13 protein-coding genes and 1 pseudogene are annotated in these 12,174 nt (G+C 75.9%); 5 read left to right on the forward strand and 9 right to left on the reverse strand.

Going from position 1 to position 12,174, the window contains the following annotated elements:
- Nucleotides 1-17: 17 nt before the first annotated feature.
- On the reverse strand, nt 18-1,541 hold the full coding sequence (locus tag DQ241_RS13150) for a fused MFS/spermidine synthase (protein WP_113830645.1): 1,524 nt from the start codon (nt 1,539-1,541) through the stop codon (nt 18-20).
- A 1-nt stretch (nt 1,542) separates the two neighbouring features.
- Nucleotides 1,543-2,289, reverse strand: a complete 747-nt coding sequence (locus DQ241_RS13155; protein ID WP_113830646.1) for an SOS response-associated peptidase — start codon at nt 2,287-2,289, stop codon at nt 1,543-1,545.
- 134 nt (nt 2,290-2,423) lie between these two features.
- Between DQ241_RS13155 and DQ241_RS13160 the strand changes: the two genes are divergently transcribed.
- From DQ241_RS13160 to rsgA, 3 genes are all read left to right on the forward strand, one after another.
- Nucleotides 2,424-3,887, forward strand: coding sequence for an NAD-dependent succinate-semialdehyde dehydrogenase (locus DQ241_RS13160; RefSeq protein WP_113830647.1), 1,464 nt, complete (start codon nt 2,424-2,426; stop codon nt 3,885-3,887).
- A 28-nt stretch (nt 3,888-3,915) separates the two neighbouring features.
- Complete coding sequence (aroA, locus tag DQ241_RS13165; RefSeq protein ID WP_113830648.1) at nt 3,916-5,199, forward strand: 3-phosphoshikimate 1-carboxyvinyltransferase; 1,284 nt, start codon at nt 3,916-3,918, stop codon at nt 5,197-5,199.
- 131 nt (nt 5,200-5,330) lie between these two features.
- On the forward strand, nt 5,331-6,200 hold the full coding sequence (rsgA, locus tag DQ241_RS13170; RefSeq protein ID WP_233492417.1) for a ribosome small subunit-dependent GTPase A: 870 nt from the start codon (nt 5,331-5,333) through the stop codon (nt 6,198-6,200).
- Between the two features lie 63 nt (nt 6,201-6,263).
- Here the strand turns inward: rsgA and DQ241_RS13175 are convergent, their stop codons facing one another.
- The 3 genes from DQ241_RS13175 to DQ241_RS13185 form a co-directional block, all read right to left on the reverse strand.
- Nucleotides 6,264-7,022, reverse strand: coding sequence for a hypothetical protein (locus DQ241_RS13175; RefSeq protein ID WP_113830649.1), 759 nt, complete (start codon nt 7,020-7,022; stop codon nt 6,264-6,266).
- 66 nt (nt 7,023-7,088) lie between these two features.
- Nucleotides 7,089-7,817, reverse strand: coding sequence for a peptidase E (locus tag DQ241_RS13180; protein ID WP_113830650.1), 729 nt, complete (start codon nt 7,815-7,817; stop codon nt 7,089-7,091).
- A gap of 19 nt (nt 7,818-7,836) precedes the next feature.
- On the reverse strand, nt 7,837-8,373 hold the full coding sequence (locus DQ241_RS13185) for a DUF2087 domain-containing protein (RefSeq protein ID WP_113830651.1): 537 nt from the start codon (nt 8,371-8,373) through the stop codon (nt 7,837-7,839).
- Nucleotides 8,374-8,425: 52 nt separating this feature from the next.
- On the opposite strand from DQ241_RS13185, the gene DQ241_RS13190 reads away from it, so the two are divergent.
- Both DQ241_RS13190 and hisN read left to right on the forward strand, forming a co-directional pair.
- Nucleotides 8,426-8,608, forward strand: a complete 183-nt coding sequence (locus DQ241_RS13190; protein ID WP_113830797.1) for a DUF2795 domain-containing protein — start codon at nt 8,426-8,428, stop codon at nt 8,606-8,608.
- 52 nt (nt 8,609-8,660) lie between these two features.
- On the forward strand, nt 8,661-9,434 hold the full coding sequence (gene hisN / locus DQ241_RS13195) for a histidinol-phosphatase (RefSeq protein ID WP_370444378.1): 774 nt from the start codon (nt 8,661-8,663) through the stop codon (nt 9,432-9,434).
- A gap of 21 nt (nt 9,435-9,455) precedes the next feature.
- On the opposite strand, the gene DQ241_RS13200 is transcribed toward hisN, so the two are convergent.
- The 4 genes and pseudogenes from DQ241_RS13200 to DQ241_RS13210 all read right to left on the reverse strand — a co-directional run bounded on the left by DQ241_RS13200 (nt 9,456) and on the right by DQ241_RS13210 (nt 12,119).
- Entirely contained in the window at nt 9,456-9,635 is a 180-nt protein-coding gene (locus DQ241_RS13200) for a hypothetical protein (protein ID WP_113830653.1), read from the reverse strand.
- A 91-nt stretch (nt 9,636-9,726) separates the two neighbouring features.
- Nucleotides 9,727-10,716: an FGGY-family carbohydrate kinase gene (locus DQ241_RS21100; protein WP_255410989.1), complete on the reverse strand. Its 990-nt coding sequence runs from the start codon at nt 10,714-10,716 to the stop codon at nt 9,727-9,729.
- Between the two features lie 91 nt (nt 10,717-10,807).
- Nucleotides 10,808-11,101 (reverse strand): annotated as a pseudogene (locus DQ241_RS21295) (FGGY family carbohydrate kinase); the annotation flags it as partial.
- Between the two features lie 7 nt (nt 11,102-11,108).
- Nucleotides 11,109-12,119, reverse strand: coding sequence for an aldo/keto reductase (locus DQ241_RS13210; RefSeq protein ID WP_113830654.1), 1,011 nt, complete (start codon nt 12,117-12,119; stop codon nt 11,109-11,111).
- Nucleotides 12,120-12,174 lie beyond the last annotated feature (55 nt).

Here is a 12,174-nt window from a genome sequence, read left to right on the forward strand (position 1 = left end):
GCCCCTCCGCGGCGGGCTCAGCCGTACGGCGTCAGCAGCTGGTCGACGGGGGCGTGGTCGTCGGTGAGCACCTGCGCGTCGCCGACGAAGTCCGCCAGCTCCGCCCTTTCGGCGATCCGCCAGTCCGAGCCCTGCGCCTCCAGCGCACGCGCGATCGCCGCCTCCGGCAGGGACCCGCGCGAGGCCACGGCGACGACGTTGCCGCCCTCCTCGCCCGCCAGCACGGGAGCGGCGGCGAGGAGCAGGACGTGCGGGAACACCTGGCGCATCGTGGCCAGCTCCGCGCGGACGAAGCCCAGCGGCGGGTGGTCGATGAGGTTGACCGCGTAGACGCCGTCGTCGGCGAGCGCGGCGTCGACCAGCTCGAGCGCTTCCCGGGTGGTGAGCTGCCACGGCACGGACAGGCCGCCGAACGCGTCGCCCACCACCAGGTCCCGCCCGCCCGGGGGCTCCTCCCCCAGCCCCACGCGCCCGTCGGCGACGTCGACCCGCAGCGCGTCGGAGGTCTCCAGGCCCAGCTGCTCGCGGTCGATGGCGACCACGCCCGGATCGACCTCCACGACCCGGCTGGTCGTGCCCGGGCGCACCTCCGCCAGGTAGCGCGGCATCGTCAGCCCGCCGCCGCCGATGTGCAGCGCGGACAGCGGCTCGCCCTCCGGCGCGATCGCGTCGGTGACCGCCGCGATCGCCCGCACGTACTCGAACTCGAGGTACCGCGGGTCGGCGGTGTCGACGTAGGAGTGCCGCAGCGTGTCCAGCCAGAGCACGCGCCCGCTGCCCCGCTCCGGATCGGCGACCACGCGGGCGCAGTGGTAGGCCGTCTCCTCCTCGCAGGGGCTCGGTGCCAGGGCAGCGAGGAGCGTGCCGGCGACCGCGGCCACCAGCGCGGCCGCGGGCACGCGGCCGACCGCGGAGCCGTCCCGGCGGCGGAGCAGCACCGCGACCGCCACCCCGGTGAGCACGGTGACCACGCCGGTGGCGACGAGGATGACGCTGCTCGGCAGGACCGCGACCAGCACGAAGCCGGTGAGGAAGGTGGCCGCGATGCCGCCCAGCGTGCCGATGCCGGAGAGCCGGCCCACCACCGCCCCGGTCTCGGACAGGGTGGCGAGCTGGAGCTTGACCACCATCGGGGGCACGGCCGACAGCAGCGCGGCCGGGACGACCACCGCGACCGCGGCCAGCAGGAGCACCGCCCCGGCGTCGGCCCCGGTGAGCCACGCCCCGGTGAACCGCACGAGGGGCAGGACGGCGACGACGCAGGCACCACCGACCACCATCAGCGGGGCGATGAGCCGGCGCGGATCGGTGCGGTCGGCAGCGGCCCCGCCCGTCCACGCGCCGAGGGCGATCGCCGCCAGCGCGAACCCGATGATCGCCGTGTTGGTCTGCAGCGTGATGCCGACGTAGGGGGCGATCAGCCGCAGCCCGACGATCTCCAGGACCAGGACCGCGCCCGAGGAGAGGAACGTGACGGTCGCGGCCACCCAGCCGGGCAGCGCGCCGGCCGTGCCGACGGGCTCCTCCGCGGTGAGCGCCACGTCAGAAGAGGGCGGGCTGGTCGGCCGGCTCGGCGACCTGCTCGGCGCGGGCCAGGAGCTGCGGCCCGTTGTTCTTCACGTTGTTCACCGCGGTCCCGACCGGGCGCAGCTCGAGCGCCTCGACGACCTCCGGCGGGGTGGGTGCGGCGAGCGTCTCGACGTCCTCGCGCGCCGGGTCCAGCCAGTCGGCCCAGCGGTCGGGCGGGAGCACCAGCGGCATCCGCTCGTGGATCTCGGTGAGCGCACCGACGGCCGGAGCGGTCACCACGGTGCAGGTGTAGAGCCGGTCCTCCCCGCGGCCCCAGACCTCCCACAACCCGGCGAAGGCCAGCACCGAACCGTCCTGCGGGGTGATGAAGTACGGCTGCTTGCCCGGCGAGTCCAGCCGCTTGGCCCACTCGAACCAGCCGTCGGCCGGCACCAGGCACCGCCGGGTCGCGGCCGCCTTCTTGAACGCCGGCTTCTCCGTCAGCGACTCGACCCGCGCGTTGAGCATCCGGTTGCCGACCGAGACGTCCTTGGCCCAGGACGGCACCAGCCCCCAGCGGACGGCGCGCAGCTCGCGGTGGCCCGCTCCGGTCGGCGCCCCCTCGGGGTCGCGCTCCTTCTTGTGGCGCACGACGTACACGTCCTTGGTCGGGGCGACGTTGTAGTCGGCCGGCAGCGCCGGCTGGCCCTCCGCGCGCACCGCCTCGAACTCGACCACGAGGTCCTCGGGGCTGCGGCTGGCGGCGTAGCGACCGCACATGGGGCACCTCCTGGGCACGGCGACGCCGCCGACTCTAGGTGCGGCCGCCGACATCCGGCGCGGGCGTGCGGGCCGCCGCCCACCGGGTAGGGCCCCTTGACGCACACCACCGTCCAGAGACGAGGATCACCCGCGTGACCGCGACCCAGAACCCGCCCACTGAGCAGCCGAAGACCGCCAGCGACAGCGCCGAGCGGCGCTACGCCACGGTCAACCCCTTCACCGGCGAGACGGAGCAGGAGTTCGACTTCACCCCGACCGAGGCCGTCGACGGCATCGTCGAGCGCGCGCACGCCGCCTACCGGGAGTGGTCGCAGCGGCCGGTGCAGGAGCGCGCGGCCGTCGTGGCGCGGGCCGCGGAGCTGCTCGACGAGCGCCGCGACGAGCTCGCCGCGCTGATCACCCGGGAGATGGGCAAGCGCCGCGAGGAGGCCGCCGGCGAGCTCTTCCTCTGCTCGATGATCCTGAAGTACTACGCCGACAACGGCCCGGCGTTCCTCGAGCCGACGCCGATCCAGCCGCTCATGGGCAAGGGCGAGGCGCTCGTCGAGACACGGCCGGTCGGTGCGCTGCTGGCCATCGAGCCGTGGAACTACCCCTTCTACCAGGTGGTCCGCGTGGCCGGCCCGAACCTCGTGCTCGGGAACACGGTGATCCTCAAGCACGCCGAGATCGTCCCGCAGTGCGCGCTCGCCATCGAGCAGCTCTTCCGCGACGCCGGCGCCCCGGAGGGCGTCCTCACCAACACGTTCCTGCGCATCGCCGACGTCGAGCAGGTCATCGCCGACCCGCGGATCGCCGGCGTCACCCTCACCGGCAGCGAGCGCGCCGGCAGCGCCGTCGGCGCGCTGGCCGGCAAGCACCTGAAGAAGTCGGTGCTCGAGCTCGGCGGCAGCGACCCGTTCATCGTGCTCGACGCCGAGGACCTGCCGGCCGTGGTCAAGGCGGCGACCTCGGGGCGCATGCAGAACACCGGCCAGGCCTGCATCGCCGCCAAGCGGCTGATCGTGACCGAGGACGTCTACGAGCCGTTCGTCGCCGGGCTCGCCCAGGCCTTCGGCACCTTCTCCCCCGGCGACCCGGCCGAGCCGGGCACCACCCTGGCGCCGCTGTCGTCGGAGCAGGCCGCCCGCGACCTGCACGCGCAGATCCAGGACGCCGTCGACAAGGGGGCCACGGTCGTCACCGGCGGCACCCGCCCCGACCACCCGGGCGCGTTCGTGCAGCCGACGATCCTCACCGACGTGACGCCGGACATGCGCGCCTACCACGAGGAGCTGTTCGGCCCGGCCGCCGTCGTCTACAGGGTCAAGGACGCCGACGAGGCGGTCGCGCTGGCCAACGACAGCGTGTACGGGCTCGGCGCCACCGTCATGAGCAGCGACCTCGACCGCGCCCGCGCGGTCGCCGAGCGGATCGAGGCGGGCATGGTGTGGATCAACCAGCCCACCGGTTCCTCCCCCGAGCTGCCCTTCGGCGGCGTGAAGCGCTCCGGTTACGGCCGCGAGCTCTCGGAGCTGGCCATGTTCGAGTTCGCCAACCGGCGGCTGCTGCGCACCGTCCCGGCCAAGACGGCGGACAAGCCGCAGGCGGGGTGAGCCCGGGCCGTCGGGCAGGATGGCCGCCATGACGGAGGTCTGGGCCACCCCGCGGCGCGCGGCGCCGGTCGACGCCGTCGTCGCGCTGCCCGGGTCCAAGTCGGTCACGGCGCGGGCGCTGGTGCTCGCGGCGCTGGCCGACGGCCCCAGCCGGCTGGTCCGCCCGCTGCGGGCGCGCGACACCGACCTGATGGCCGCCGCGCTGCGCGCGCTCGGGGTCCGGATCGAGGACGACGGCGCCGACTGGGTGGTCACGCCCGGCCCGCTGCGCGGCCCCGCGGACGTCGACGCCGGCCTGGCCGGCACGGTGCTGCGCTTCCTGCCGCCGGTCGCCGCGCTGGCCGACGGCGCGGTGCGCGTGGACGGCGATCCGCGGCTGCGCGAGCGGCCCAACGCCGGGCTGATCGCCGGCCTGCGGGCGCTGGGGGTCGAGATCGACGACGGCGGACGCGGGCGGGCGCCGTTCACCGTGCACGGCACCGGCCGGGTGCCTGGCGGCGCCGCCGTCGTCGACGCCAGCGAGTCCAGCCAGGTGCTCTCCGGCCTGCTCCTCGCCGCCGCCCGCTTCGACCAGGGCGCCGACCTGGAGCTCACCGGCGGGCTGCCCTCGATGCCGCACGTCGAGATGACGGTGACCACGCTGCGCGCCCACGGCGTCGACGTCGTGCGCACCGGGCGCGGCTGGCGGGTCGCCCCCGGGCCGATCGCCGCGCGGGACGTCGTCGTCGAACCGGACCTGTCCAACGCCGCCCCCTTCCTCGCGGCGGCGCTGGTCACCGGCGGACGGGTCACCGTGCGCGACTGGCCCGACGGCAGCACCCAGCCGGGCGTCCAGCTGGACCGGTACCTGGCCGAGATGGGGGCCGAGGTCGCCCGCACCGACGACGGCGGCCTGCAGGTCACCGGGACGGGCACCGTCCGGCCGCTCGTCGCCGACCTGGGCGACGTCAGCGAGCTCGTGCCGGTGCTGGCCGCGCTGTGCGCGCTGGCCGACGGCCGGTCCGAGCTGACCGGCATCGCGCACATGCGGGGGCACGAGACCGACCGGCTGCAGGCCCTCGACGAGGTGCTGACCGCCGTCGGCGCCGCGGTCGAGCAGCGGGCCGACGGCCTGGTCATCACCCCGGGCCCGTCCCGCCCGGCGCGGCTGAGCTCCTACGGCGACCACCGCATGGTCATGGCCGCCGCCGTCCTCGGCCTCGCCGTCGACGGTGTCGAGGTGGCCGACCCGGGGGCGGTCGGCAAGACCCTGCCGGAGTTCGTCCGCCTCTGGGACGACGCCGTGGGCACGACCGGCGGGGTGGCCCGCTGAGCAAGCGCAGCTACGACGAGGACGACGTCCGCTTCCGGCCCAGCCGACGTGGCTCCCGCCCGCGCACCCGCATCCGCCCGGCGCACGAGGACGCCGTCCCCGGGCTGGTCGTGTCGGTCGACCGGGGGCGGATGACCGTGCGCGTGGACGGCCCCGAGGGGCCGGTCGACGTCACGGCGATGCGAGCCCGCGAGCTCGGCCGGCACGGCGTCGTCGTCGGCGACCGCGTGCGCGTGGTCGGCGACACCAGCGGCCGCCCGGACACGCTGGCCCGCATCGTGGTGATCGAGGAGCGGACGACCTCGCTGCGCCGCACCGCCGACGACACCGACCCGACCGAGCGGGTGGTCGTCGCCAACGCCGACCTGCTGGTCATCGTCACCGCCGTCACCGACCCCGAGCCCGCCCTCGGCTTCCTCGACCGCTGCCTGGTCGCCGCCTACGCCGGTGGGCTCGAGCCGGTGCTGTGCCTCACCAAGACCGACCTGGCCAGCCCGCAGCCGCTGCTGGACCGCTACGCCGGGCTCGGGCTGGACGCGGTGCCGATGTCGCGGGAGCTCCCCCTGGAGGAGCTGCTCGGGCGGATCCGCGACCGGATGAGCGTCTTCGTGGGCCAGTCCGGCGTGGGCAAGTCGACGCTGGTGAACCGGCTCGTACCGGACGCGCTGCGGGCCACCGGCGACGTCAGCAAGATCGGCAAGGGCCGGCACACGTCGTCGTCCGCGGTGCTGTTCGACCTGCCCGGCGGCGGCACGGTGATCGACACCCCCGGTATCCGCTCGTTCGGCCTGGCGCACGTCACCGCCGACGACGTGCTGGTCGCGTTCGAGGACATCGCCGAGGCCGCCACCGAGTGCCCGCCCGGGTGCGGGCACACCGCCGAGGACCCCGACTGCGCCCTGGACGCCTGGGCCGACGCCGGACCGCCGCAGCGGCACGAGCAGCTCGACGCGGTCCGGGTGCTGCTGGCCGCCGTCGGCCAGGTCGGCCCCGGCTACTAGGGAGACCAGCACTCCCCCACCCCTCGCACGCTCGGCGCGGGCCCCTGGAGGCCGGCCGTTCCCTCACGTCGCCGGCGCCCAGCCGGTGCGGTCGGACCACCGGGGCCACGGCCGTCGGTCGACGAAGAGCTCGTCCCCCATCGGTTCGTCCACGGCCTCGATCCGCAGGTCGTGACCCGCGACGGCGGCCTCCTCGGTCAGTGCCTGCACCAGCACGCAGACGCCGGTGCCCACGTCGAGCCGCACCCGGTAGCTCTCGGGGTACCGGTCGAGCTGCGGGCTCCCCCACTCCGCCTCGTCGACCGCGGCCGACCGCAGCAGCGAGCAGCAGCCGCAGCGCGGTTCGTAGGCCGCCGCCGGGCGGAGCACCGCCTCCCACGCCGGCCGCCCGCCGTGCTGGACCGCCGCCACGCCCTCCACCTCCACGCCGTCGGCGAGCTCGGCGGGGTCCAGCAGCGCGATCCAGTAGTAGTTCTGGAACATCGGGTCGCCGGACAGCTCGAACGAGTCCGGCCGGCTGTCCACCAGCCCGTCGGGCCGCAGCACGGGAGCCGGGGCACCGGGCTCCCCCGCCCAGGGCAGCTGCTCGGTGCGCCCGCCGCCGGGGCCGAACACCCCGACCCGCTGGCGGTCGCCCCGCACGACCTGCACGAGGTCGGCCGCCAGGCTCTCCACCCGCAGCGCGTCCGGTCGGCGCAGCCAGGCACGCACCGGCTCCTCCCACACCCGGTGCGGCCCGGTCCCGGTCACCGTGAAGCGCAGCGTCGACCAGCGCCACGGCGAGGACCGGGCGAGGGCGGCGAAGGCGTCCGGGGAGGTCACGCGGCGAGTGTGGCGGCGCGGCCGGCAGGCCGTCGAGCCGATTCGACGACATGTCGACACGGCGACTCAGATGAGGCGGGTCGTCACCGGTTTCTCGCGGCAGCCGCCGCGCCCGTCGGGCGCCAGGTGCCACGCCCGGGCGCCCTCCCGCACGGTCACCGCCTCGACCATCTCCTCGCCGACGTAGTGCAGGCCGACGCCGTCCTCGGTGGCGTAGCCGGGGGGCAGCTCGCCGCGGGCGACCATCCGGCGGTAGGGCGCGCGCCGGCGACCCGGCGAGGCGTGGTGCACGCCGTTGCTGAAGGGCAGCAGCCCGAGCCCGGCGCGCGAGGGCAGCAGCTCCTCCGACCAGGAGTCGGTGGGCCCGCCGGCGTGCCAGCACTGGCTGCCGGCACCCGAGCCGGCGAGCACGACCCCCTCCTCCCAGCACTCGGTGAGGACCTCGTCCAGCCCGTGCGCCCGCCAGAGGGCCGCCAGGTTGACCAGGCTGCCGCCCTCGACGAGCACGACGTCCTGGCGGAGCAGGTGCGTGCGGACGTCGGGCACGCTCGGCCGGGGGAAGAGCCGCAGGACCGAGAACTCGACGTCCTCCCGGCCGCCCAGCACCTGCTCGTAGAGCCCGACGACGCGCGGGTCGTCCCCGGCCGCCGTCGGCAGGTAGCAGAGCCGGACCGCGCCCTCCCAGAGCCAGCGGGTGCGTCCCAGCTCGAGGGCGTGCTCGATCAGCGGGAGGGTGCCGCGCTCGCCCGGTCGCGGCGCGAGCAACCCGGAGAAGGCGAACACCTGGCGCTCCACCGGCCCGCTCCCCCTCTGGCTAGACGTCCACCCGCCCCCCGCTGCGCCAGTAGACGCCGGCGTCGCGGGTGAGCAGCCCCTCGTCCACCAGGTATCGGCGCAGCGCGGCCACGTCGGGATGCCAGACCGCGAGCAGCGCGTTCACCTCGCGCTCGGGGTACCGGAGGCCGGGCTCGAAGACGCGCACCAGGTGGTCGAGGACGACCAGCCGCTTGCTGCGCTGGGCGGGGATGGAGACCAGCCGGCCGTCGCGGACGAACGCGGACAGGACGGCGTCCTCGGCCGGGTCGTCCGACAGCGGCTCCGGTGGCGGCGCGGCCTCGGCGGCAGCGCGCGCCGCAGCGCCGAACAGCTCCGCCCGCAGCCCCAGCTCGTGCCGGTCGCGCCGGACCAGACCGGCCCGGTCCAGCCGGCGGGCGGCGAGCGCGACGGCCTTGAGCGGCAGCCCGGAGGAGGCGGCCACCTCCTCGATGGTGCCCGCGCCCAGGGCGAGGGCCGCCACCACCTTGAGCCGGGTGGGGTCGGCCAGCAGCCCGGCGATGGTCGCGGCGTCCACGGACCGACGGTATCCAGGCATTCCCCGGTCGATGCCGGGTACCGGCCCGGGCATGGTGAGCCCCATCGACATCCAGAAGGCCCTGTCGGGCATGGACTACCCGGCCGGCAAGGAGGCGATCGTCTCCCACGCGGAGCAGCAGGACGCCGGCGACGACGTCCTGGAGGCCCTCCGCGGCATCGAGGACCGGGAGTACGAAGGGCCGTCGGGGGTCAGTTCAGCGGTCTTCAGCTGACGTCCCGCTAGGTTGGGTGCCCATGACGTCGGGTCGGGGCTTCTCAGAGGACATGCGGCTGGCTCACGTGCTGGCCGACCAGGCCGACTCGATCAGCATGGAGCGCTTCAAGGCGCAGGACCTGACGGTCGACACCAAGCCCGACCTGACCCCCGTCACCGACGCGGACCGGGCGATCGAGGAGCAGCTGCGGATCTCGCTGAGCCGCGCCCGCACCCGGGACGCGGTCATGGGCGAGGAGTTCGGCACGACCGGCCACGGCTCGCGGCGCTGGGTGATCGACCCGATCGACGGCACGAAGAACTTCGTCCGCGGGGTGCCGGTGTGGGCCACGCTCATCTCGCTGATGGACGGCGACGAGTCCGTGGTCGGCCTGGTGTCCGCGCCGGCCCTCAACCGGCGCTGGTGGGCGGCCAAGGACGTCGGCGCGTGGACCGGGCGCCGGCTGGAGAACGCCGTCCGCTGCCGGGTGTCGGGCGTGACCGACCTGGCCGACGCGAGCCTGTCGTACTCCAGCCTGTCGGGCTGGGAGGAGCGGGGCGCGCTCGACGGCTTCCTGGACCTCACGCGGTCGGTGTGGCGCACCCGCGCCTACGGCGACTTCTGGAGCTACGCCCTGCTGGCCGAGGGTGCGGTGGACGTCGCCTGCGAGCCCGAGGTCTCGCTGTGGGACCTCGCCGCCGTCGACGTGCTCGTCCGCGAGGCCGGCGGCTCGTTCACCGACCTGTCCGGGAACGCCGGTCCGGCCGGGGGGAGCGCGGTGGCGACCAACGGCGCGCTGCACGACGCCGTCCTGCAGCGCCTGCGGGTCCCCGACCCGGCCTGAGCGGCCGGGCCGGGACCGCGGTCAGGCAGTCGGGCCCGCGCCGCCGCGGCCGCCGGAGAACCGGCGGCGGACGTCGTCGATCTTCGCCTTCGTCTTCGGGTCGTTGGCGAGCTGCTGCGCCTTGGCGGTGGCCTGCGCGATCGCCTGCTTGCCCTTGGGGCTGTTGGCGAGCTGGACGACCTTGTTGAACAACGACGCCATGGGGTCGTCTCCTCCCGTCGGGGAGGCCGGGATCCGGCCTCGCTACCGGGTCAACGGTGCCCGGCGGCGCTCCGTTCCACGCGTACCCGGCTCAGCCCGCGCGCCAGCGCTCCCGCGCCGCGTCCAGGCCGGCGTCCCGGGACGGCTCGACGACGGCCGCCCCCTCCCCCGCCGGGACGACCTCGGCCCCCGTGCCCCGGGCCGCCAGCAGCGCCGCCCCGATCGCCGACGCGCTCCGGAGCGGCGACCACCGCACGCGCCGGCCCGTGACGTCGGCGAGCAGCCGGCGCACCACCGGCGCCCGGCCGCCGCCCCCGGTGAGGACGAGCGGCGCCCCGTTCCCGGGCAGGTCGAGCAGCTTCAGCGCCGCGTCGATCGCGAACACCACGCCCTCGACCGCGGCCCGGACGAGCTCGGCGCGCGTCGTGCCCTCCTCCAGCCCGCTCCAGCCACCGCGGTCGTGCGGACCGGCGACGCCGCCTCGCTCGCCGGTGAGGAAGGGCCGGAACACGACGCGGGTGGGCCCGGTCGACGCGGCCGCCTCGAAGAACTCCGCCCAGGTCAGGCCGAGGACCTGCCGGACCCACGCCCAGGCCGAGCCGCCGTTCTGCAGGGCCGCCATCGAGTACCAGCCGGCCAGGACCTGCGCGTAGCCGTGCACCACCGGGTCCTCGACCGGCACGGGGTCCCAGCCGGGCCGCAGCACCTGCGCCCCGGTGCCGAGGTTGACCTGCGCGCCGCCGGTCGTGCCGGCGGCCAGCAGCGCGAGCGGGGTGTCCGCCCCGCCGACCACCACGGGCACCTCGGCACCGGCCAGGGTCGCCGTCCCCACGACGTCGTCGGCCGGCCGGACGCCGGGCAGCAGGTCCCGGCGCACACCGGCCGCCGCGGTGGCCGGCTCGGACCAGCCGTCGCCCGGGACGTCCCACAGCAGGGTGGCCGACGCGTCGCTCCGGTCGGTGACCAGCGGGCCGCGGGCCACCGCCACCCGCAGCGCGTCCTTGGGCAGGAGCACCGCCGCCGCGCGGCCGACGACGTCGGGCTCGTGCGCCGCGAGCCACGCCAGCACGGGTCCGGTCATGCCGGGGGCCAGCGGGTTCGCCAGCGCAGCGCGGTTCCCGGCCGGCAGCGCGCCACCGGTCCAGCTCGCGCTCCGCCCGCCGGTCGGGCCACAGCACCGCCGGGCGCAACGCGGCCCCGGCGGCATCGACCAGCACGGCGCCGTGCATCTGCCCCGACAACCCCAGCCCGCGCACCTCGTGACCGCGCAGCGCGGGCGCCAGCCCCGTCGTCGCCTCGTCGAACGCGGTCCGCCAGGTACGGACGTCGGTCTCCGCCCACCCCGGCGCGGGCGCGCCCACCTCGTAGCCGGCCTCCGCCTCGGCGCGGACCCGGCCCTCCTCGTCGACCGCGACGACCTTGAGACCGCTGGTGCCCAGGTCGGCCCCGAGCCACAGCGCGGCCATCAGCGGCTCACGCGCCGCGCTCCGGGCTGTCCCCGTACGCGTAGCCCGCGTCCGGGTACCGGGTGCCGACGACGGCGTCCGGGCCGGTGATGGCGTCCAGCCGAGCGAGGTCGTCCGCGGTCAGGTCGACCGCCGCGGCCCCGACGTTCTCCTCCAGGTACCGGCGCCGCTTCGTGCCCGGGATCGGGACGACGTCGGGCCCCTGCGCCATCACCCAGGCCAGGGCCAGCTGTCCCGCGGTGGCCCCCTTCTCCTCCGCCATCGCGCGCACCGCGTCGACCAGCCGCAGGTTGGCCTGGAAGGCCTCGCCCTGGAACCGCGGGTGGTCCTTCCGGAAGTCGTCGTCGCCGAAGTCGGCGGGGCTGGTGATCGCGCCGGTGAGGAAGCCCCGGCCGAGCGGGCTGAACGGCACGATGCCGATGCCGTGCTCGCGGGCCACGCCCAGGACCTCCTGCTCCAGGTCGCGCGTCCACAGCGACCACTCGCTCTGCAGGGCGGCGATCGGGTGCACGGCGCCCGCGCGGCGGATGGAGGCCGCGCTCGCCTCCGACAGCCCGAGGTGGCGGACCTTCCCCTGCTGCACCAGCTCGGCCATGGCGCCGACGGTGTCCTCGATCGGCACGGTCCGGTCGACGCGGTGCTGGTAGTACAGGTCGATCACGTCGACCCCCAGCCGGCGCAGGCTGGCCTCGGCGCAGCGGCGCACGTTCTCCGGGCGGCCGTCGACGACCGTCCGGCCCTGCTCGTCCCGCGACAGCGAGAACTTCGTGGCCAGCTGCACCTCGTCGCGCCGCCCGGCGATCGCCTCGCCCACCAGCTCCTCGTTGTGCCCGTCGCCGTAGACGTCGGAGGTGTCGAGGAAGGTGACGCCCAGGTCGAGCGCCCGGTGGATGGTCGCCAGCGACTCCGACCGGTCGGCGGTGCCGTAGCTCTGGCTCATGCCCATGCAGCCCAGGCCGAGGGCGGAGACGGTCAGGCCGCCGAGGGTGCGGGTGCCGAGGGGTGCGGTCGAGGTCATGCCCGCATCCTCGCCCCGCCGCTCCGGCCGCCGCCACCGCCGGGACGGCCGGAGC

Origin of the sequence: Blastococcus sp. TF02A-30 (genome assembly GCF_003319185.1) — a bacterium.
Taxonomy (GTDB): domain Bacteria; phylum Actinomycetota; class Actinomycetes; order Mycobacteriales; family Geodermatophilaceae; genus Blastococcus.